This is a genomic window from Pseudomonas sp. GW821-FHT01E10 (assembly GCF_059422365.1).
The window spans coordinates 496,972-517,140 of record NZ_JBWKWT010000002.1 but is presented as its reverse complement, the minus strand read 5'-3'; the positions used below and the strand labels follow the sequence as shown (position 1 = coordinate 517,140).

The following is a 20,169-nucleotide window of genomic DNA, read 5'->3' as shown; positions in this document are numbered from 1 at the left end:
CGATCAGTCGGCTCGACGCCAAACGCTGGCCAACCAAGGCTGCTGCTCCCGCGGCAGCCCCGCCGGCCGGTAGTAGTGCTCCAGCTCCACAAACCCCGCCTCGGTCAGCATTTGTTGCCACGCCGCCAGGTCGTAATACGCCCCATAACGCGGTCCGTTCCAGCCTTCCTGATTCTCGCCACGGGGATTGGAACTGAACAACACACCGCCCGGCTTCAATGCCGCGCGCAGTTGCTTCAACACCCTGGGCAACTCCTGACTCGGGACATGAAACAGCACCGCATTGGCAAAAATCCCGTCAAACCGCTCGGCTGGCAGATCGAGCTTCAGGAAGTCCTGCTGCCAGACCTCACACCCGCTGTCGTCCCGAGCCATCTGCGCAAGCTTTTCCGAACCGTCGAGCCCGATGGCGATGTGGCCCAGGCGGGTGAAGGTTTTCAGGTCGCGGCCGGGGCCACAGCCAAAGTCGAGAATGCTGAAGGGCGCCTTACCCTGGATGTGCCGTAGCAGGGCATCGATGTTCTGGCTGACATCGTGATCGCGAGTGCCTTCACGGAAGTCCTCGGCCACCGCGTTGTAATGGCCCAGGGTGGTAGAGGTGATCTGCTCCAGGTCGGCGGGAGTCTGTTTCATGGTCGGCTGCACAGAAAAAGAAAGAAGCACTGACTATAAGCGCTTTCGCACTTTTGATCTTGATTCAGCGCTTGTTCAACCCCCGCGCCAACCGATCCCCACCCAACTGAATCACCGCCACCAACACCACCAGCAACACAATCACCGTCAACATGATCTGGCTGTCAAAGCGCTGATACCCATATCGATAAGCAATGTCGCCCAACCCACCAGCGCCAATCGCTCCGGCCATGGCCGACGAGTTGATCATGGTCACCAGCGTAATGGTGAAGCCGCCGACAATCCCCGGCAGCGCCTCGGGCAGCAGCACATGCCAGACGATATGCCAGCGTCGGCAACCCATCGCCTGCGCCGCTTCGATCAACCCGTGGTCGACTTCCCGCAGGCTGACTTCGGCGATGCGTGCGAAGAACGGCGTAGCGGCAATGGTCAGTGGCACCACGGCGGCCCATACGCCATAGGTGGTGCCGACGATCAACCGGGTAAACGGTATCAGCGCCACCATCAAAATCAGAAACGGAATCGAGCGGAACAGGTTCACGAACGCGCCCAGTGCACGGTTCAGCGCCGGTGCTTCGTAGATCCCGCCTTTGGTGCTGGTGACCAGGATCACCGCCAGCGGAATGCCCACCAACAGCGCGATCAGTGACGACACGCCGACCATCAGGAAGGTGTCGATGAAGCCTTGCAGCAATCGATCAAACCACATAACCCAGCACCTCCACCTGTTGCGCCCAATGACTGGCGCGCTGACGCAATTCCTCGGCACCGAGGGACGAACCGGTCACCGCCAGCAGTAATTGCCCCAGCGCATGGCCCTGAATCCGTTCCACGCCCCCTTGCAGCAAACGCACGCGGCCACCGAGGGCGCTGAAAAGCGCCGCCAGGTCTGGCTCGTCGCGGGTATTGCCGGTGAATTGCAAGCGCAGGACCACGGCAGCGCCCGAAGACTGCGGCTGTGCCCGCAAGCGGCTTTGCAGTTCATCCGGCAGGCCGTGTTGCAGCGGCGCGAGCAAGGTCTTGCTCACTTCATGCTGCGGGTTGCCGAAGACCTCCCAGACCGGCCCTTGCTCGACGATTCGCCCGTGCTCCAACACCACGACCCGATCGCAGATATCGCGGATCACCGCCATCTCGTGGGTGATCAGCACGATGGTCAGGCCCAGTCGCTGGTTGATCTCGCGCAGCAGGCCGAGGATCGATTGGGTGGTCTCCGGATCGAGGGCCGAAGTGGCCTCGTCGCACAGCAGAATCTCCGGGTCATGCACCAACGCACGGGCGATGCCGACACGTTGTTTCTGGCCGCCGGAAAGCTGCGCCGGATAAGCCTTGTGTTTACCTTGCAGACCCACCAGTTCGAGCAATTCACGGACCTTCTGCTCGCGTTTTTCCTTGGGCACACCGGCGACTTTCAATGGTAATTCGACGTTCTGCCAAACCGTCTTGGCTGACATCAAATTGAAGTGCTGGAAGATCATGCCGATGCGCCGGCGCAGCGCCACCAGTCGGTCTTCATCGAACTCGCCGATGTCCACCTGATCGATCAGCACTCGCCCGCTGCTCGGTTGTTCGAGGCGGTTGATGGTACGGATCAGAGACGACTTGCCGGCACCGCTGCGCCCGATGATGCCGAACACTTCGCCGCGTTGGATTGCCAGGTCGATACCGTGCAGGGCCGCCACCGGACCTTGCTGGCCATTGTAGGTTTTACCCAGGCCGATGAAGCGCACGTGGGCGCGGTTCAGCTCGGGGTGGAGCTCGGTGCGTTCAGCACTGTGTGGCTCTGGAGTCTCCAGTCGCCGTTGGATGGCGGCCGTCATGCTCAGCTTTCCCAGCCAGCTTGATAGAGCTTGCCGTGGGCTTTATCCAGCGCTGCGCGAACCGCTGGCGAGTGCTGATAGATGTCGACGAATTTGATCAGCCGTGGGTCGGTTTTGCTTTTCGGCTGGATCACGAACTGGATCACGTATTCCTTGTGATCGAGACCATCGAACAGCAGGGCCGAGCTGGCATCGAAGGTTTTCGACAGGCGAATGTAGGCCGGATAACCCTGGACCAGATCGGCGTCGTCATAGGCGCGTACCAGTTGCACGGCTTCAACCTGAAGGATTTTGATTTTCTTCGGGTTGGCGATGATGTCTTCTTCGGTGGCCTTGTAGCCGACGCCCGGTTTGAGGGTAATCAAGCCGGCCTTGGCTAGCAGTTGCAGGCCGCGACCGCTGTTGATCGGGTCGTTGGCGATGGCCACGCTGGCACCTTCTGGCAACTCGGCGAAGCTTTTGTATTTCTTCGAATAGAGGCCGACGTTGTTGATGATGCCCGGGGCGAACGGCACCAGATCAAAGCCGGCCGCGGCCTTGGCGTTTTCCAGGAACGGGATGTGCTGGAAATAGTTCACATCGATGTCGCCCGAGGCGAGGCTGACGTTGGGAGCGATCCAGTCGCTGAATTCCACCAGTTCGACTTTCAGGCCTTGTTTGCTGGCTTCCTCTACGGCGGCTTCCAGCGGAATGGCGAAGGCGGCGGTGGTGCCGACCTTCAACGGCGCGTCGGCGGCGAAGGTGATGGAGCTGAAGAGGCCGAGGGCCAGGGCCAGTGCTTTGACTGGGTGGGATAAGAGTTTTTTGGTCATGATGATTTTCCAGTCAATTGTTTAATGTGCATGCTTTTGTGGCGAGGGAGCTTGCTCCCGCTGGGCTGCGAAGCGGCCCCAAAGCCATTCAATGAGTTCAGTCAGTTGAAACTCGCCAGCAGGTTTTGCGACTGCTGCGCAGTCGAGCGGGAGCAAGCTCCCTCGCCACAGGTTTTAGTGTCGGTAGTGGGAGCCCGTGTGTTGCTCAGGCAAATGCGCGTCACGCTGAAACAGTTTTTCCCGCAGGCTGCCGTCGTCGTAAGCGGTCTTGTATGACCCTCGGCGCTGCAACTCCGGAATCACCAGCTCAATGAAATCCACATAGCTTTCCGGGGTGACGATCCGTGTCAGGTTGAAGCCGTCGAGGCCGGTTTCGGCGATCCATGATTCCAGCTCATCGGCCACTTGCTCAGGTGAGCCGACCACGGTGATGTAGCGGCCACCGAGGGCGTGTTGTTCCAGCAGTTTGCGGCGGGTCCAGTCGTTGTTTTGCAGGTTCTTGGTGGCAGACTGGATGGCGTTGCTCTTCACGTACTGGATCGGTTCGTCGAGTTCGTACTCGGAAAAATCGATCCCGGTGGACGCCGAAAAGTGCGCGACGCCGGCCTCGGCGCTGGCGTAGCTCAGGTATTCGGCATGCTTGGCCCAGGCCAGCGCTTCGGTGGCGCCGACGATCACGTTCAAGCCCATGAACACCTTGATGTCCCAAGGATTGCGCCCGGCCTCGACGGCGCTGGCGCGAACCTTGTCCACTTGAGCCCGGGTCGCCGGTTTGTTCTGGCCGCTGATGAACACGCACTCGGCATGCCGACCGGCGAAGAGCAAACCGCGATCTGAACTGCCGGCCTGGAACAGCACCGGCGTGCGTTGCGGCGACGGTTCGCAGAGGTGATAACCCTCGACCTGATAGAACTCACCCTTGTGCTCGACCTTGTGCACTTTGTCTGGCTGGGCGTAGATCCGTTGCTCGCGGTCGTTGAGCACCGCGCCGTTTTCCCAGCTGCCTTCCCAGAGTTTGTAGAGCACTTGCAGGTATTCGTCGGCCTGGTCGTAACGTCGGTCGTGTTCCGCCTGTTCGCTGAGGCCCATGGCCTTGGCGGCGCTGTCCAGATAGCCGGTGACGATGTTCCAGCCGACGCGGCCGCGACTCAGATGATCAAGCGTCGACAGGCGTCGGGCGAACAGATACGGCGGCTCGTAGGTCAGGTTGGCGGTCAGGCCGAAGCCGAGGTTCTTGGTGACCGCGGCCATGGCCGAGACCAGGAGCAGCGGATCGTTGACCGGCAATTGGATCGACTCTTTGAGCGGCACGTCCACCGAGTTCTGATAGACGTCGTACACACCGACGATGTCGGCGATGAACAGACCGTCGAACAGCCCGCGCTCCAGCAGTTGCGCCAGTTCGGTCCAGTATTCGATCGTCTTGTACTGGGTGGACGTGTCCCGTGGGTGGGTCCACAGGCCATGGTTGATGTGCCCGATGCAGTTCATGTTGAACGCGTTGAGCAGGATCTTCTTTTTGCTCATCAAATGGTCCCCCGCAACGGCGGGTTTTCATCGTTGAGGTAGTAATTGCCCACCGCGTGATACTTCCAGCGCACCGGGTCGTGCAGGGTGTGCACCCGGGCGTTGCGCCAGTGCCGATCGAGGCCGTGCTCAATCAGGGTCGCCTGGCTACCAGCCAGTTCGAACAACGTGCTGCCGGCGGCGAGGGAGATCTCAGTGCTGATGGCCCGGGCTTCGGCAACCGCAATCGACGCGGCGGCGACGGTCTCGGCATTGGTGTCGGCCTGGGCCCGGTCGAGGAATTCGCCGGAGCGTTCCAGCAAGGCTTCGGTGGCGTGCAGACGAATACTCAAGTGGCCGAAACTCTTGATGGTCAGCGGGTCTTCGGTGGCTGTTTCATGCGTGGCGTCGATCCACGGTCGGGTTTTGGTGCGCACGAAATGCAATGCATCTTCATAGGCTGCGCGGGCAATGCCGGTGTCGATCGCAGCGTGGAGAATCTGCGCCAATGGGCCGACAGTGGTCGGGCGTTCGAATGCGCTTTGAAATGGAATCACGTCCTCGGCGGCAACGTAGACATCCTCGAACACCACCGAACCGCTGCCGGTGGTGCGCTGGCCGAAGCCGCTCCAGTCGTCGATGACCGTCAGGCCTTTGCTGTTGTGCGGGACGAAGGCCAGCTGCTGCACGCCGTTTTCATCCACTACTGAGGTGGGGATGCGCTGGGCGTAAATGGCGCCGGTGGCGTAGAACTTGCGGCCGTTGATGCGATAGCCGTCACCGTCGCGGGTCAGGCGGGTGACGCGGTCATGGGCGGTTTTGGTGCCCAGTTCCGCCAGTGCATTGCCGAAACGCTGGCCGGCCAGCACTTCGGCGTACAGGCGTTTTTTCTGCTCATGGCTGCCGTTCACACGGAGCACTTCGAGGGCGTAGAAATGGTTCTGCGGGATCTGCCCCAGGGAGCCGTCAGACTGGGCGATCAACGCGATCACTTTGGCCAGGGTGGCGTTGGAAACCCCGGCGCCGCCGTATTCCTTTGGCACGCTGATGCCCCAAAGACCCGAACGGGAAAACACTTCCAGTTCCGGGTGCGGCAAACGACGTTCGCGGTCGCGCAGGGCGCTGTCGCGTTTGAAGTCGTCGGCCAGGTCACCGGCGACGATCAGGGCTTGCTCATCGCTGGTAATGACCGCGACGTTTCGAGAAAGAGACATGTGTTTCTCCAGCGATCTGGTCGTTAAATCCAGGAGTGGCGAGCCGGCAACGTGCCGTTCAAGTGATATGCGCCAACCGCGTGATACTTCCAGCGCACCGGGTCGTGCAGCGTGTGCACCCGGGCATTGCGCCAGTGGCGGTCGAGGTTGAACTCGGCGAGGGTGGCGCGGCTGCCGGCCAGCTCGAAGAGTTTTTCGCTGGCCAGCAGCGAGATCTCGGTGGTCAGCACTTTGGCCTCGGCAACGGCAATCGAGGCGCGTGCCGCAGACTCGGCGGTGAGCGGCGCGGCGTTGACCTGATCGAGCACTTGCCCGGCCTTGCGCAGCAGCGCTTCGGCGGCGTGCAGTTCAATTTTCAGCTTGCCGATATCGGCGATCACGTAGAGGTCGTCGCTGGCCCGTTCGACCTTGGCGTCGATCCAGGGCCGGGCACGGGTTTTCACGAATTCGATGGCGTCATCGATAGCGCCCCGGGCGATGCCGGCGTCGATGGCTGCTTGAATCAGCTGCGATACGGCGCCCTGAGTGTTCGGGCTGTCGTTGATCCTCCAGTTATCCACCACCAACTCGGCGTCGACCCGCACGTTGTTGAGCAAAATGGTGCCGCTGGCGGTGGTGCGCTGGCCGAATCCCGACCAGTCGTCAACGATGCGCAAACCCGGCGTGCCACGACGAACGAAGGCCAACACTTGCTTGCCGTCGTCGTTCAGCGCCTTGACGGCCACCCAATGGGCGAACAAGGCGCCGGTGGAGTAGAACTTCTGCCCGTTGATGACGAAGCCATCGCCGTCTGCGGTGATTCGCGCCTTGAGCTCCAGGGTATTTTTGGTACCGCGCTCCGGCCCCGCGTTACCGATCCGCCAGCCTTCGAGCACGCTTTTGAACAGCTGTTTTTTCTGCGACTCGGTGGCACTGCCCAGTATCAGGTTGAGAATCCCGAACTGGTTCTGCGGGATCTGCCCCAGGGCCGGGTCGGCTGCGGAAATGATCGCGAAGACTTCGGCAACGGTGACGAATGAAACCTGTGGGCCGCCGTACTCACGCGGGATGGCAATGCTGCCCAGGCCGCTGCGGGTGAACTGTTCGATTTCCGACCAGGGCAACTTGCGCTGCTGGTCACGTTTGGCGGCGTGCAGGCGGGCGACTTGCGCCAGCTCTTGGGCAGCCTTGATGGCTTGTGCGTCGTTGCGCAAGACCTGCGCGGGCAACAACAATGGGGCGATGTCCAGATCACTCTGGATGATTGCATCTGCCAGACTGGACATCAGTGCCGCTCCTTGGCTGCACGCAATGCCCTGGCGATTTGCACTGGGGTGATTGTGTTCCGGACCATACCTACCTCACATCTCATGAAAACGCCGCAGGTGTTGCGGCGAACGAAAAACACGAATGTCCGGTGGTCCGGTGTATATACCCTAAACGCGTATAAATAATTAATGAACTAACTTTTAGGAATATAGATAGAAGAGGTGTCACACATCCCTGTAGCAGCTGGCGAAGCCAGCTGCTACAGGGCCTCACTGTTTGCGGGGTTCTGCTGCTTTGAGCGTTTCTTTGGGCGGCACTTTCAGGTAAGGATTGGCACAGCCGATCTTCAGCGTGCGGGCCGGTGCCCAGCGCGAGTTGTTACCCACCCGGTCGAGGATGCAGTAGGTCACTTCCAGTCGAAGGTCTTCGCCGGCTTCGAGAATGATTGCCGGTGGCACCCAGACGTGAATCGGCTGACCCACATCGTCGGCCTTGAGTTTGGGCAGGTCCATGCGCACATCGCCCCAGCGCAGGGTGATTTCGTCGTCGGCGGCCATGTTCAGGTACGGTTCGATGGTCAATGGCACACCGCGCTTGACCTGGTTCGGATTGACCCCCTGACGGCGAATGGTCTCGGGGATGAACACCGGCGCCAGGCTCTGGTTTTCCTCATCGCAAAGGGGCGAGGGCAGGCCGCCGGGGCAATCGAGTTTGATCTGGACACGCGCCGCTGGTGATACCGCTGGCCCTTGCCCGATCTGCATGACCTTGTAATGGACGCGAGCAGAACCGTTGGCAATGAAGCTTTCCGGCACCCGCAAGCTCACCGCTTTGTTGCCATGATCCGCTCCCAATACGCTGGAGGCCACGTAGCAGTTGTTCCAGAACAGCTCGATCAGGTCGCCTTCGTCCATGCCGGGATAAGGCGGTACGTCGATCATGAGATGAGCGGCCGAGGTGATGTTGATGCCGGCCTTGTGAGTTTGCGCCAGGGTCGGGGCTGCAAGTTCGGGTTTGTTCGAAGTGCTTGTCATGGGGTTCTCTCCTTGAAGCCTTACCGCGAAGTCCGTTTCTGAAAGATCGAAAGGCGTGTATTACCAGGCAACAAAACGATTCACTGTTTGTGTGTTTTAAGAATGATCGAGTGTGGTGGTAGTCGCCTGTTGGAGACTAGATAAGAGTGCGTTCGAATAGGTGTCAATAGAACTGATTGGCTAAAGGTTGGTTCTTGGGTTATTCAGAAATTTCCTACGCAGTGTAGTTAGTAAACCGCATCGTGGTGTCGAATTTAGTCCAATATTTCGTGGGTTTTACGCCTTGGGAGCAGCAGCCCGTTGAGTGAGGGTGGTGAGGGATTTCATGGATTTTAAGGGAAGTGAATCTGTTGCAGGACATATATATGTACCGCACGGGAGGGCTGGAAGTTGTTTATGATTTGGGTGAATCAAAGAGGTCAGGGGGAGGAGGGGCATGAGGTTTTTAGAAGAGGGGGGGTGTCACTTCCATCCATGGAAGTTGACGTTTTTTTGAAAGGATGCAACTAAGCGTTGTTAAGGAATTTACTGAGAAACTGCTTCGTCCGTTCTTCTTTCGGGTTGGCAAAGAGTGCCTTGGCTTCGCCCTGTTCGACAATCACACCCTTGTCGAAAAACACCACACGGTTGGCCACGTCCCGAGCAAAACCCATCTCGTGGGTGACGATCACCATGGTGCGTTTCTCCTCGGCCAGGCCGCGGATGGTCGCCAATACTTCGCCCACCAATTCCGGGTCCAGCGCCGAGGTCGGTTCATCGAACAGGATTACTTCCGGTTCCATCGCCAGCGCCCGGGCAATCGCCACACGCTGTTGCTGACCGCCGGAGAGGCGTCGCGGGTAAGCGTCTTCCTTGCCCGCCAGGCCGACCTTGGCCAACAGCTTTTTACCCAAGGCAACGGCGTCGGCTCGTGGAATCTTTTTCACCACGATCGGGCCTTCGATAACGTTTTCCAAGGCTGTGCGATGGGGGAACAGATTGAAGTTCTGGAACACAAAACCCACGTGCTGGCGAAGGCGTCGTACCAGGCTCTGCTGCTGGTTCAGGGGGCGGCTGCCATCGATCTCGATGTCACCGACCTTGATCCGGCCGCTGGTGGGTTCTTCCAGAAAATTCAGGCAACGCAGGAACGTGGTCTTGCCCGAGCCGCTGGGGCCGATGATTGCCACCACCTCGCCTTCCTTCACCTGCAGATCGATGCCGTTGAGCACCACCTGACCCTTGAACTGCTTTGTCAGCTTTTCCACGACAATCATGGGGTCAGGACTCCTGGTCGTGCCGATTGACCCGCTCTTCCAACTTGTTCTGCAGGTGCGAAAGCACCGTGGCCAGAACCCAGTAGATCAGCGCGGCGGCAAGATACATGGTGAAAATTTCGAAGGTACGGGCGGTGATCAGCTGCGCCTGGCGGAACAGCTCCGGCACCTGAATGGTGGCCGCCAGCGCGGTGTCCTTGACCAGCGAGATGAAGCTGTTGCCCAACGGTGGCAGGGCCGTGCGCATCGCTTGCGGTAGAATGGCCCGGCGCAGGGTTTGCGCGCGGGTCATGCCGATACTGGCCGCAGCTTCCCATTGGCCGCGCTCGATGGAGCTGATCGCGGCACGCAGGATTTCGCAGGCGTAGGCCGCCATGTTCAGCGAGAAGCCGATCAGGGCTGCCGGCAGCGGATCAAGTTCGATGCCCAATTGCGGCAAGCCGTAATAGATCACGAACAGTTGCACCAGCAACGGCGTGCCGCGAAAGAACGACACGTAGATGCGGGAAATCCAGCTCACCAGTTTGAAGCGCGACAGGCGCATCAACGCCAGGCCGAAGCCCATCAGCAGGCCGAAGAACATTCCGCCCAGGCTCAGGATGACCGTGTAATACGCGCCCTTGAGCAGGAAGGGCGCGGAGTCCAGCGCGAGTTGGAAAGCTTCTCCCATTATTGAGTGACGTCAGCGCTGAAGTATTTTTCCGAAAGCTTTTTCAGCGTACCGTCGGCACGCAGCTTGTCGATGGCTTTGTTCACCGCGGCCAGCAGTTCAGGCTCGCCTTTGCGCAGGGCAATACCGGCCTCCTGACGGGAGAACGCTTCGCCGGCGGCGGCAGTGTCCTTGGCCTTCCTGGCGTATTCCAGCGCGGCCAGGCGGTCGATCAGAATGGCGTCGATGCGGCCGACGCGCAGATCCTGGAACTTGCTCGGGTCATCTTCGTAGGTGCGGACGTCAGCCTTAGGCACATTCTCTTTCACCCACTGCTCGTAGTTGGTGCCCAGGCCTACGCCGACTTTCTTGCCGGCCAGATCGGCGGCGGTCTTGATGGTGTCTTTGTTTTTGGTCAGGGTCAGCGCCTGAATCCCGGAAACGGTGTACGGCTCGGAGAAGTCGTACTTCTTCTTGCGCTCTTCGGTGATGGTCACCTGGTTGATCACCGCGTCCAGACGCTTGGATTCCAGGGCCGCGAGGATGCCTTCCCATTTGGTCGGCTGCAGTTTGACCTTCACGCCCAGTTCTTTGGCCAAGGCTTCGGAGAACTCGACTTCGAAGCCGCTCAGTTTGCCGGCCTCGTCGACGAAGCTGAACGGTGGATAAGTGCCTTCCAGGCCGACGTTGATCACGCCCGCGTCCTTGATCTTTTGCAGTTGCTCTCCGGCAACCGCTTGCCCGAGCAGGCCGGCGCTCAGCGCCAGGCCCAACGAGCCCACCAGCAGATTTCTACGTAGTGCGGAAAAATTCATGACAAGCCCCTGTGTTTTCTTATGGAAGACGCTTAAGGAAAGTTGGCAAATTCGGGATTTGAACGACTGCGATATCCTGCCCTAAAGCAGCTTATGCGTCTCGCTGCAAATTCGCCTGCGGCGCGACTATATGATGGGATTTTTAGATTGGAAAATAATAAATATTAAGTTTGTTATTCTTTAATTGAATATTGGAAGAATGCATTCCTGTGGCGAGGGGGCTTGCCCCCGTTCGGCTGCGAAGCAGTCGTAATGTCTGCTGACTCGATATGACTGCCGGACACAAGGGGCCGCTGCGCGACCCAACGGGGGCAAGCCCCCTCGCCACAGGACTATCGGTTACAGAAAATCTTTGTAGGCAAACAACGCCGGCGCTCCACCGGTGTGCAGGAAGATGATCGGGCCCGCATCGAAGCGCTGGCGCCCGATGCCGTCGAGCAAACCAGCCATGGCCTTGCCGGTATACACCGGGTCCAGCAACAACCCTTCCTGACTCGCCAGCAGTTTCACCGCCGACAGCGTCCCGGCATTCGGCTCGCCATAACGCGGGCCGAAATATTCGTCCCACAGTTCGACTTTGAAACTCGCCGGCAGGCCCACGCCCAACAGCTCGGCAGTGCGTTCGGCGAGGCCCTGGACTTTCGGTCGTTGAGCTTCATCGCTACGGGAAACGGTCACGCCGATGACTGGCAAATCCGGCAGTACTTCGCTCAATGCCAGCGCCAGGCCGCTATGGGTGCCGGCACTGCCGGAAGCCAGGACTACGGCGGCGAATTGCAGCCCGGTGTCCTTGATCTGCTCGGCCAGTTCCAGACCCGCACGGACATAACCCAAAGCGCCCACCGCATTGGAGCCACCAATCGGCACCAGATAGGGTTTCTTGCCGTTGCTGCGCAGACGTGCGGCCAGCGCTTGCAATTGCTCGTCAGCGTTGTCGAGGTTTTCCACCAGTTCGACCTTGGCATCGAACAGGTCCAGCAACAGCCGATTGCCATTGCCGAGGTAGTTGCTATCGTCAGTGCCGAGCGGGTTCTCCAGCAGCGCCACGCAGCCCAGGCCAAGCTTGGCCGCAATGGCGGCGGTTTGGCGCACGTGGTTGGACTGGATCGCGCCAGCGGTGATCAGCGTATCGGCGCCTTGGGCCAGGGCGTCGGCGGCGAGGTATTCGAGTTTGCGCAGCTTGTTGCCGCCCAGTGCCAATGGCGTCAGGTCATCGCGTTTGACGTACACATCGCGGCCCAGCCAGGTCGACAGGCGTTCGAGTTTTTCCAACGGGGTAGGGTGACCGAGCAGGTCGAGGCGGTTAAAACGGGCAAGCTGTTGTTTGATCATGGGTCCGTACTGGCGGAGGAAGATGTCAGGACTATAGGCACGGGTATTTAGCGGGGCAACTGCCAATCGCTTATAGCCAAAAGTATTGTTCCCAGCACTATTGGTTCTTAATTCGGCTGCAAGTCGTTGCCGTAAAGTAATCGCCGTCAGCGCGGCCAGACAGTCCGGCCGCCCGTGAGGAGTTTTTACCGTGAGCGAGCGTTCCAGCCATTGGCAATTGCAGACCATCGTCAGCCAACTGCGTACGGCGCGCGACCAATGGCGCGCACAAAACGGCCGCGCCAGCACCGAGCAGGGCGGTCGCGAGTTGCCGTCCCGAGCGGCCATGGCGGACATTCTCGAAGCCTTGTGCGGTGCGTTGTTTCCGATGCGTCTGGGGCCGGTGGATTTGCGCGAGGAGAGTGAGGACTTCTACGTCGGCCACACGCTCGACGTGGCGTTGAATGCATTGCTGGCTCAGGCGCGGCTCGAATTGCGTTACGTCGCTCGCCACAGTGCCGGGGTCGATTCTGAAGTCGAAGCCAAGGCCATCCGGATCATTCAGGACTTCGCCCTCGCTCTGCCGGAATTGCGCAGCCTGTTGGACACCGACGTGCTGGCGGCCTATCACGGCGATCCGGCGGCTCGCAGTGTCGATGAAGTGTTGCTGTGCTACCCGGGAATCCTGGCGGTGATTCACCATCGCCTGGCCCACCATTTGTACCGCGCCGGGTTGCCGTTGCTGGCGCGGATCAGCGCGGAAATCGCCCACTCGGCCACCGGTATCGACATCCATCCTGGCGCGCAGATCGGTCGCAGTTTCTTCATCGACCACGGTACGGGTGTGGTGATCGGCGAAACCGCGATCATTGGTGAGCGGGTGCGGATTTATCAGGCCGTGACGTTGGGCGCCAAGCGCTTCCCGGCGGACGAAGACGGCCAGTTGCAGAAGGGCCATCCGCGGCATCCGATCGTCGAGGACGACGTGGTGATCTATGCCGGCGCGACGATTCTGGGACGGATCACCATCGGCAAGGGCTCGACAATTGGTGGCAACGTCTGGCTGACCCGCAGCGTGCCAGCGGGGTGCAACCTGACCCAGGCGAATCTGCAGCATGATGACGGGACGCAGAAGTAAGTAAGTCCCTCACCTGATCATTCCCACGCTCCGCGTGGGAATGCCTCACTGGACGCTCCGCGTCCGCTCTTGATGTGACGCAGAGCGTCACGGGCTGCATTCCCACGCAGAGCGTGGGAACGATCGCGAAATCCCCCAAACCCCACGTCATACCCTTCCATGAAAGCTACCGCCGAGCCCTGCGATTAGTCCTTAGCACCCTATTCATGTTTAACTTGAACGTTCATTCAAGTTAAACCGGTGGTTCGCCGCCCGCTCACAACAGGAGGCTTGCCTTTGCTGAGTCCGATTTTTACAGCCACGTTTTTTCCCCTCGAGGTGCACCTTTCGTGAGTGCATCGTCCATCCCCGCAAGCGGCCAGGTCCGCATGAATCCGCCGGTGTTCTATTTCGCGGCGACCTTCATTTTGTTGTTCGCCGTCGTGGTCATGGCGATCCCCGAACAGGCCGGTGCCTGGCTGTTGCAAGCGCAAAACTGGGCGGCCAATACGGTCGGCTGGTACTACATGCTCGCGATGACGCTGTATCTGGTCTTCGTGGTGGTCACCGCCTTGTCCGGCTACGGCAAGATCAAGCTCGGTGCCGACCACGACGAGCCCGAATTCAGTTACTTGTCCTGGGCCGGCATGCTGTTCGCCGCCGGGATCAGCATCACGCTGTTTTTCTTTTGCGTGTCCGAACCACTTACGCATTTGGTGCAACCACCGCAAGGCGAGGCCGGTACGGCGGAGGCGGCGCGTCAGGCGATGCAGATTCTGTTTCTGCACTGGGGCCTGCACGGCTGGGGCGTGTTCGCCTTCGTCGGCATGGCGCTGGCCTATTTCGCCTATCGGCATAACCTGCCGCTGGCCCTGCGTTCGGCGCTGTACCCGCTGATCGGCAAGCGCATCAACGGGCCCATCGGTTACGCGGTGGACGGCTTCGGCATCATCGCCACGGTGTTCGGCCTCGGCGCCGACATGGGCTTTGGCGTATTGCACCTCAACTCCGGCCTGGACTACCTGTTCGGCATCGCCCACACCCAGTGGATTCAGGTCGGCCTGATCACGCTGATGATGGGCGCGGCGATCATCGTCGCGGTGTCTGGCGTCGATAAAGGCGTGCGGGTGATGTCCGACATCAACATGCTGCTGGCCTGTGCGCTGCTGCTGTTCGTGTTGTTCGCCGGTCCTACCCAGCACTTGCTCAATACCCTGATCCAGAACCTTGGCGATTACCTCGGCGCCTTGCCGATGAAGAGTTTCGACCTCTACGCCTATGACAAACCCAGCGACTGGCTGGGCGGCTGGACGGTGTTCTACTGGGCCTGGTGGATTGCATGGTCGCCGTTCGTGGGCCTGTTCATCGCGCGGATTTCCCGTGGCCGGACCATCCGCGAATTCGTCTTCGGCGTGCTGTTGATCCCGCTCGGTTTCACCCTGGCGTGGATGTCGATCTTCGGCAACAGCGCCATCGATCAAGTTCTCAATCACGGCATGAGCGCGCTCGGCATGTCGGCCATCGACAACCCGTCGATGACGCTTTACCTGTTGCTGGAGACCTACCCGTGGAGCAAAACCGTGATCGCGGTCACGGTGTTCATCAGCTTTGTGTTCTTCGTCACCTCCGCCGACTCCGGCACCGTGGTGTTGTCGACCTTGTCCGCCAAGGGTGGCAATCCCGATGAGGACGGGCCGAAATGGCTGCGAGTGTTCTGGGGCGCGATGACGGCACTGGTGACCAGCGCACTGCTGTTCTCCGGCAGCATTGATGCCTTGAAGTCGGCGGTGGTGCTGACCTCGTTACCGTTCTCGATGATTTTGCTGCTGATGATGTGGGGCCTGCACAAGGCGTTTTATCTGGAGTCGCAGAAGCAGATCGCGCAATTGCATTCCCTCGCGCCGGTGGCCGGTTCGCGACGCGGTGGATGGCGTCAGCGCTTGAGTCAGGCGGTGCATTTTCCGTCTCGGGATGAGGTCTATCGCTTCCTTGATACAACGGTGCGCCCGGCTATTGAGGAAGTGACCGCCGTGTTTGTCGAGAAGGGGTTGCATGTGGTCACTCAGCCCGATCCGGCCAACGACAACGTTAGCCTGGAAATCGGTCACGGCGAACTGCATCCGTTCATCTATCAGGTGCAAATGCGCGGCTACTTCACACCGTCCTTCGCCCGTGGCGGCATGGGTTCCAAGCAACTCAACAACCGTCGCTACCACCGTGCCGAAGTGCATTTGCGCGAGGGCAGTCAGGACTACGATCTGGTGGGTTACACCAAGGATCAGGTGATCAACGACATCCTCGACCAGTACGAACGGCACATGCAATTTTTGCATTTGGTGCGTTGATCGACCGGTGGCGCTCAGGTCTCGCTGCTCAACACCATGAACAGCACCAGTGCCGCCACCGGTACGCCGAACACCGCGCTGCCCACCACCAGTTCCGCGCTCAACGGTTGGCCAGCGTTGACCATTCCGACTGCGCCGTTGATCAAGGTCAACGCCAGCCACAGCACGACAAAGCTGTAGGCCAGGGTCTGACGGGAGAAACCGATTTTCTCGCCGATGAACAGCATCAGTGCCAGCAGGATCAGGCCGAAGAAGATGATGATCGTGGTGTGCATGATGCGTTCCGCCCTTCAGATGTGTGCTGCCCTTGAGGTCGCCTTCGCGGGCAAGCCTCGCTCCTACAGGTTTTGTGTCGGACATGATTCTGTGAACGACATTGAATTTGTAGGAGCGAGGCTTGCCCGCGAAGGCGGCCTTGCTGATTCAGCCCAATACATCGAGCATAGTTAAACCAACCCGCCGTTAACGCGCAGGATTTGCCCGTTGACCCAGGCCGAATCCGGGCCGACCAGGAAGGACACGACGCGGGAGATGTCTTCTGGCTGAGCCAGGCGTTCCAGCGGTGGCATCTTGGCGAAGGTCTGGATCTGTTCTTCGCTCTTGCCGTGCAGGAACAGGTCGGTGGCGACCGGGCCCGGGGCCACGGCGTTGACGGTGATGTTGCGACCGCGCATTTCCTTGGCGAACACTTGGGTCAGGGATTCCACTGCCGCCTTGCTGGCGATGTACACCGCATAGCCCGGCAGGTTCATGCCGACGGTGCTGCTGGAGAAGTTGATGATCCGGCCACCACTGTTCAGGCGCGTTGCCGCTTCACGCAGAGTGTTGAAAGTGCCGCGAGCGTGGATGTTGAAGTTCTGGTCGAACAGTTCGTCGCTGTGTTGCGCCAGCGGCAGCACTTTGAGGATGCCGGCGTTATTGACCAGCACGTCGACCTTGCCCAGTTGGGTTTCGGCTTCGTCGAACAGCCGGCGTACATCGTCGGCGTTGGCCACATCAGCCTTGATCGCTATGGCCCGGTGACCGGCCTGACGCAGTTTTACCACCAGTGCCGACGCCTCGGTGGCGCTGTTAGCGTAGTTGATGGCGACGGCGAAACCCTGGGCGGCCAGTTGCTGGGCGATCACGGCACCAATGCCGCGGGAGGCGCCGGTCACGATGGCAACTTTCGAAGTTTGAGTAGTCATGGCGTTGATTCCTTGGAGTGGCTGAGTTGTGGAGCCAGATTCACATGTTTACTCAGGGTGATAGATGCACGAGAGTTGCCTTTACTGTTCAATAATCGCCAACAATCGATCGTCAGGAGCGCCGTATGGATCAAGTCAAGGCGATGAAGGTTTTCGTGCGGATCTACGAGCGCAGCAGCTTCACGCTCGCGGCCGATGACCTGAACCTGCCGCGTGCCACCCTGACCCATACGCTGAATCAGTTCGAAGCCTGGCTCGGTACCCGTTTACTGGAGCGCAGCACGCGCAAGGTCCGTCCTACGCTGGATGGCGAGGCGTACTACCTGCGTTGCGTGCAGTTGTTGGCAGAACTGGAAGAAGCCGAACTGGCATTTCGCGGCGTTGCGCCGAAAGGCCGATTACGGGTGGATCTGCATGGCACGTTGGCCAAGCACTTTGTAATCCCGGCGTTGCCGCAATTCATGGCGCGCTACCCGGACATCGAATTGTCCATCAGCGAAGCCGACCGCTTCGTCGACCTGATCGCCGAAGGCGTTGATTGCGTGTTGCGCGCCGGCACCTTGGGCGACTCGGCGCTAATCGGTAAACGTGTCGCCAACCTGCGCCAGATCACCTGCGCCAGCCCGGCATACTTGCGTAAGTACGGCGAACCGAAAAACCTCGAAGACCTGAAAAACCACCGCGCGGTGAACTACGTTTCGCGCACCACGGCCAAGCTGTTTCCATTCGAGTTCATGGTGGATGGCGAGCTGAAAGAAGTGGCCATCGATGGCGCGTTGTCGGTGTTCGGCGCGGAGATTTATGCGGCCTCGGCAATTGCCGGATTGGGGCTGATTCAGTGCCCGCATTACCGAATGGAAACGCAGATTGGCCAAGGGTTGGTGCAGGAAATCCTCACCGACACACCGCCGCCATCGATGCCGGTTTCGGTGTTGTATCCGCATAACCGACACATGTCGCCACGGGTTCGGGTGTTTGTGGATTGGTTGGGGGAGGTGTTTGCAGGGGCTCAATAACTGCCGGCCTACCGATCGTTCCCACGCTCCTGTGTGGGAACGATCACTCTCAAGACCGAAAATCTATGAAACGTTTCAGCAATTAGTCGAATCCGGGGTTTCCTGGCGTTTGTCTGAGCGTATGCTGGGCAGCTTGCAAAGCAGTCGATACCCCATTCAAGACCCACAAGAGAGGATTCGATGACCTACACCGCTGCCGAAAACCGCTACGATTCCATCCCTTACCGCCGCGTAGGTCGCAGCGGACTGGTGCTGCCGGCACTGTCGCTGGGCCTGTGGCACAACTTCGGCGACAGCACGCCGATCGACACCCAGCGCTCGCTGCTGCGCACGGCGTTCGATCTGGGCATCAACCACTTCGACCTGGCCAACAACTATGGCCCGCCGTACGGCAGCGCCGAGATCAACTTCGGTCGTTTGCTGCGCGAAGACTTCAAGCAGTACCGCGATGAGCTGATCATCTCCAGCAAGGCCGGTTGGGACATGTGGCCCGGCCCTTACGGCCAGGGCGGCGGGTCGCGCAAGTATGTGCTGGCCAGTCTCGACCAGAGCCTGCAACGCCTGGGCCTCGATTACGTGGACATCTTCTATTCCCACCGCTTCGACCCGGACACTCCGCTGGAAGAAACTGCCAGCGCACTGGCCACGGCCGTGCAACAGGGCAAGGCGTTGTACATTGGCATCTCGTCTTACTCCGGGATGAAAACCCGGGAAATGGCTGCGTTGCTCAAGGAGTGGAAAGTCCCGCTGTTGATCCACCAGCCGGCCTACAACCTACTCAATCGCTGGGTGGAAAAGGACCTGCTGGATGTCACCGACGAACTCGGTACCGGCGTGATCGCCTTCACGCCGTTGGCGCAGGGCCTGTTGACCGACAAATACCTCAATGGCATTCCGAAGGATGCGCGGGTCAATCGCCCGGGCGGTGATTCATTGCAGTCCTCTCACCTGTCCGAAGCCAACATCGCCCAAGTGCGGGCGCTCAATGAGATCGCCAAGCGTCGTGGTCAGAGCCTGGCGCAACTGGCGTTGGCCTGGACCCTGCGCGATCCACGGGTGACCTCGGCGCTGATCGGCGCGAGCCGGCCGGAGCAGATCATCGAAAACGTCGGGGCGTTGAAGAACCTGAGTTTTAGCGTGGAAGAACTGGCGGAGATTGATCGATTTGCCCAGGAGGGCGGGATCAATCTGTGGGAGAAGCCTTCGATGGCTGAGTAACCCCTTACTGAGCATTCCCACGCTCCGCGTGGGAATGCTGCCCGGGACGCTCCGCGTCCCATCCAAAGCCGAACGCAGAGCGTCCGTTGAGGCATTCCCACGCAGAGCGTAGGAACGATCGGCTCAATGAAAAAACGGCACATCCCCCAACACCGTCGCCCGCTGCATCACCCGCCGTGCCGGGCGGTAATCATCCACCGCGTAATGCTGGGTCACGCGGTTATCCCAAAACGCGATGTCGTCTTTCTGCCAGCGCCAGCGGATGGTGAAGTCCGGCCGTGTGGTGTGGGCGAACAAGAACTTCAGAACTGCTTCGCTCTCGGTTTCCGACAACTCATTGATCTTCGATGTGAAGCCCTCATTGACGAATAACGACCGGCGCCCGCTCACCGGGTGTGTACGAATCACCGGGTGTGACAGTGGCGGGTTCTTGCGCCGGGCTTCTTCCCACTGGGCCAGCGCCTCCGGCGTGTTGCCATAGCGCTCCAGTGGAAACGAGCGGGTGAAATCGTGAGTGGCGGTCAGCCCCTCGAGCAAGGTTTTCATCGGCGCGGACAACGCTTCATACGCCGCAATGCCGCTGGCCCACAGGGTGTCGCCACCAAACTCCGGCAGCAACTTGGCGCTGAGCACTGCGCCCATCGCCGGGGTCGGCAGGAACGTCACATCGGTGTGCCAGATCGCGTTGTCCCGCACGTCGGTGACGGCGGTGTCGAGGATCAGCACTTCCGGTTGTTCCGGCACGTTCGGGTAGATCGGATGAATATGCAGGTCGCCGAAATAGGCGGCGAATCGCGCCTGTTGCTGTGGTTCGATCGGCTGGTTACGGAAGAACAGCACCTGATACTTGAGCAGCGCCTGCTCGATGGCGGCGCGTTGTTCCGCGTTCAGCGGCTGACTGATGTCGACGCCGCTGATTTGCGCGCCGAGGGCGCAGCTTAAAGGGACGATAGTCAGGTGGCTCATGGTGGTTCTCTTCAATCCGGGG

The 20,169-nt window shown here is 59.9% G+C and carries 19 protein-coding genes; 4 read left to right on the top strand and 15 right to left on the bottom strand.

What is annotated here, in order from left to right; all coding sequences use genetic code 11:
* Positions 1 to 3: 3 nt before the first annotated feature.
* The 12 genes from AC07V0_RS06085 to AC07V0_RS06030 form a co-directional block, all read right to left on the bottom strand.
* Positions 4 to 633: a class I SAM-dependent methyltransferase gene (locus tag AC07V0_RS06085; RefSeq protein WP_138866622.1), complete on the bottom strand. Its 630-nt coding sequence runs from the start codon at positions 631 to 633 to the stop codon at positions 4 to 6.
* A gap of 64 nt (positions 634 to 697) precedes the next feature.
* On the bottom strand, positions 698 to 1,342 hold the full coding sequence (locus AC07V0_RS06080; protein WP_018929342.1) for a methionine ABC transporter permease: 645 nt from the start codon (positions 1,340 to 1,342) through the stop codon (positions 698 to 700).
* Positions 1,332 to 2,453 (bottom strand): methionine ABC transporter ATP-binding protein, encoded by a 1,122-nt coding sequence (locus AC07V0_RS06075; RefSeq protein WP_495019511.1) that lies wholly within the window; start codon positions 2,451 to 2,453, stop codon positions 1,332 to 1,334. The genes AC07V0_RS06080 and AC07V0_RS06075 overlap by 11 nt, the downstream gene beginning before the upstream one ends.
* Before the next feature lie 2 nt (positions 2,454 to 2,455).
* Entirely contained in the window at positions 2,456 to 3,265 is an 810-nt protein-coding gene (locus AC07V0_RS06070) for a MetQ/NlpA family ABC transporter substrate-binding protein (RefSeq protein WP_018929340.1), read from the bottom strand.
* A 174-nt stretch (positions 3,266 to 3,439) separates the two neighbouring features.
* On the bottom strand, positions 3,440 to 4,792 hold the full coding sequence (locus tag AC07V0_RS06065; protein ID WP_495019510.1) for an LLM class flavin-dependent oxidoreductase: 1,353 nt from the start codon (positions 4,790 to 4,792) through the stop codon (positions 3,440 to 3,442).
* Positions 4,792 to 5,985 (bottom strand): SfnB family sulfur acquisition oxidoreductase, encoded by a 1,194-nt coding sequence (locus tag AC07V0_RS06060; protein WP_495019509.1) that lies wholly within the window; start codon positions 5,983 to 5,985, stop codon positions 4,792 to 4,794. Before AC07V0_RS06060 ends, AC07V0_RS06065 begins: the two co-directional genes overlap by 1 nt.
* Positions 5,986 to 6,008: 23 nt before the next feature.
* Entirely contained in the window at positions 6,009 to 7,250 is a 1,242-nt protein-coding gene (locus AC07V0_RS06055; protein WP_019651519.1) for an SfnB family sulfur acquisition oxidoreductase, read from the bottom strand.
* Between the two features lie 252 nt (positions 7,251 to 7,502).
* Positions 7,503 to 8,267, bottom strand: coding sequence for a hypothetical protein (locus AC07V0_RS06050; protein ID WP_495019508.1), 765 nt, complete (start codon positions 8,265 to 8,267; stop codon positions 7,503 to 7,505).
* Between the two features lie 506 nt (positions 8,268 to 8,773).
* Positions 8,774 to 9,523: an L-cystine ABC transporter ATP-binding protein TcyN gene (gene tcyN, locus AC07V0_RS06045; RefSeq protein ID WP_007939567.1), complete on the bottom strand. Its 750-nt coding sequence runs from the start codon at positions 9,521 to 9,523 to the stop codon at positions 8,774 to 8,776.
* A 4-nt stretch (positions 9,524 to 9,527) separates the two neighbouring features.
* Positions 9,528 to 10,193 (bottom strand): cystine ABC transporter permease, encoded by a 666-nt coding sequence (gene tcyL, locus AC07V0_RS06040; RefSeq protein ID WP_007939566.1) that lies wholly within the window; start codon positions 10,191 to 10,193, stop codon positions 9,528 to 9,530.
* Positions 10,193 to 10,987, bottom strand: a complete 795-nt coding sequence (gene tcyJ / locus AC07V0_RS06035) for a cystine ABC transporter substrate-binding protein (RefSeq protein WP_019581730.1) — start codon at positions 10,985 to 10,987, stop codon at positions 10,193 to 10,195. The genes tcyL and tcyJ overlap by 1 nt, the downstream gene beginning before the upstream one ends.
* A 339-nt stretch (positions 10,988 to 11,326) precedes the next feature.
* Positions 11,327 to 12,319, bottom strand: coding sequence for a D-cysteine desulfhydrase (locus tag AC07V0_RS06030; RefSeq protein WP_064615817.1), 993 nt, complete (start codon positions 12,317 to 12,319; stop codon positions 11,327 to 11,329).
* A 190-nt stretch (positions 12,320 to 12,509) separates the two neighbouring features.
* Between AC07V0_RS06030 and epsC the strand changes: the two genes are divergently transcribed.
* Positions 12,510 to 13,436, top strand: a complete 927-nt coding sequence (gene epsC, locus AC07V0_RS06025; protein ID WP_018929332.1) for a serine O-acetyltransferase EpsC — start codon at positions 12,510 to 12,512, stop codon at positions 13,434 to 13,436.
* A 368-nt stretch (positions 13,437 to 13,804) separates the two neighbouring features.
* A complete protein-coding gene (gene betT / locus AC07V0_RS06020; protein ID WP_018929331.1) occupies positions 13,805 to 15,760 on the top strand; it encodes a choline transporter BetT in 1,956 nt (651 codons plus the stop codon).
* Positions 15,761 to 15,774: 14 nt separating this feature from the next.
* On the opposite strand, the gene AC07V0_RS06015 is transcribed toward betT, so the two are convergent.
* Positions 15,775 to 16,035 (bottom strand): hypothetical protein, encoded by a 261-nt coding sequence (locus AC07V0_RS06015; RefSeq protein ID WP_018929330.1) that lies wholly within the window; start codon positions 16,033 to 16,035, stop codon positions 15,775 to 15,777.
* A 171-nt stretch (positions 16,036 to 16,206) separates the two neighbouring features.
* Positions 16,207 to 16,947, bottom strand: a complete 741-nt coding sequence (locus AC07V0_RS06010; RefSeq protein ID WP_086944166.1) for an SDR family oxidoreductase — start codon at positions 16,945 to 16,947, stop codon at positions 16,207 to 16,209.
* 125 nt (positions 16,948 to 17,072) lie between these two features.
* Here AC07V0_RS06010 and AC07V0_RS06005 point away from each other — a divergent pair, with 125 nt between their 5' ends.
* Positions 17,073 to 17,963 carry a LysR family transcriptional regulator gene (locus tag AC07V0_RS06005; RefSeq protein WP_495019507.1) on the top strand — a complete coding sequence of 297 codons (891 nt, stop codon included), beginning with the start codon at positions 17,073 to 17,075 and terminating at the stop codon, positions 17,961 to 17,963.
* 180 nt (positions 17,964 to 18,143) lie between these two features.
* Complete coding sequence (mgrA, locus tag AC07V0_RS06000) at positions 18,144 to 19,181, top strand: L-glyceraldehyde 3-phosphate reductase (protein ID WP_495019506.1); 1,038 nt, start codon at positions 18,144 to 18,146, stop codon at positions 19,179 to 19,181.
* Between the two features lie 123 nt (positions 19,182 to 19,304).
* Here the strand turns inward: mgrA and tauD are convergent, their stop codons facing one another.
* Entirely contained in the window at positions 19,305 to 20,147 is an 843-nt protein-coding gene (gene tauD / locus AC07V0_RS05995) for a taurine dioxygenase (RefSeq protein ID WP_495019505.1), read from the bottom strand.
* Positions 20,148 to 20,169 lie beyond the last annotated feature (22 nt).

Coding starts and splice junctions, on each gene's coding strand:
- AC07V0_RS06005 (WP_495019507.1), top strand. CDS start 17,073: ATGGATCAAGTCAAGGCGATGAAGGTTTTCGTGCGGATCTACGAGCGC.
- AC07V0_RS06055 (WP_019651519.1), bottom strand. CDS start 7,250: ATGTCCAGTCTGGCAGATGCAATCATCCAGAGTGATCTGGACATCGCC.
- AC07V0_RS06030 (WP_064615817.1), bottom strand. CDS start 12,319: ATGATCAAACAACAGCTTGCCCGTTTTAACCGCCTCGACCTGCTCGGT.
- AC07V0_RS06075 (WP_495019511.1), bottom strand. CDS start 2,453: ATGACGGCCGCCATCCAACGGCGACTGGAGACTCCAGAGCCACACAGT.
- tcyL (WP_007939566.1), bottom strand. CDS start 10,193: ATGGGAGAAGCTTTCCAACTCGCGCTGGACTCCGCGCCCTTCCTGCTC.
- tauD (WP_495019505.1), bottom strand. CDS start 20,147: ATGAGCCACCTGACTATCGTCCCTTTAAGCTGCGCCCTCGGCGCGCAA.
- AC07V0_RS06080 (WP_018929342.1), bottom strand. CDS start 1,342: ATGTGGTTTGATCGATTGCTGCAAGGCTTCATCGACACCTTCCTGATG.
- betT (WP_018929331.1), top strand. CDS start 13,805: ATGAATCCGCCGGTGTTCTATTTCGCGGCGACCTTCATTTTGTTGTTC.
- AC07V0_RS06070 (WP_018929340.1), bottom strand. CDS start 3,265: ATGACCAAAAAACTCTTATCCCACCCAGTCAAAGCACTGGCCCTGGCC.
- AC07V0_RS06015 (WP_018929330.1), bottom strand. CDS start 16,035: ATGCACACCACGATCATCATCTTCTTCGGCCTGATCCTGCTGGCACTG.
- mgrA (WP_495019506.1), top strand. CDS start 18,144: ATGACCTACACCGCTGCCGAAAACCGCTACGATTCCATCCCTTACCGC.
- tcyJ (WP_019581730.1), bottom strand. CDS start 10,987: ATGAATTTTTCCGCACTACGTAGAAATCTGCTGGTGGGCTCGTTGGGC.
- AC07V0_RS06010 (WP_086944166.1), bottom strand. CDS start 16,947: ATGACTACTCAAACTTCGAAAGTTGCCATCGTGACCGGCGCCTCCCGC.
- AC07V0_RS06065 (WP_495019510.1), bottom strand. CDS start 4,792: ATGAGCAAAAAGAAGATCCTGCTCAACGCGTTCAACATGAACTGCATC.
- AC07V0_RS06060 (WP_495019509.1), bottom strand. CDS start 5,985: ATGTCTCTTTCTCGAAACGTCGCGGTCATTACCAGCGATGAGCAAGCC.
- tcyN (WP_007939567.1), bottom strand. CDS start 9,523: ATGATTGTCGTGGAAAAGCTGACAAAGCAGTTCAAGGGTCAGGTGGTG.
- AC07V0_RS06050 (WP_495019508.1), bottom strand. CDS start 8,267: ATGACAAGCACTTCGAACAAACCCGAACTTGCAGCCCCGACCCTGGCG.
- AC07V0_RS06085 (WP_138866622.1), bottom strand. CDS start 633: ATGAAACAGACTCCCGCCGACCTGGAGCAGATCACCTCTACCACCCTG.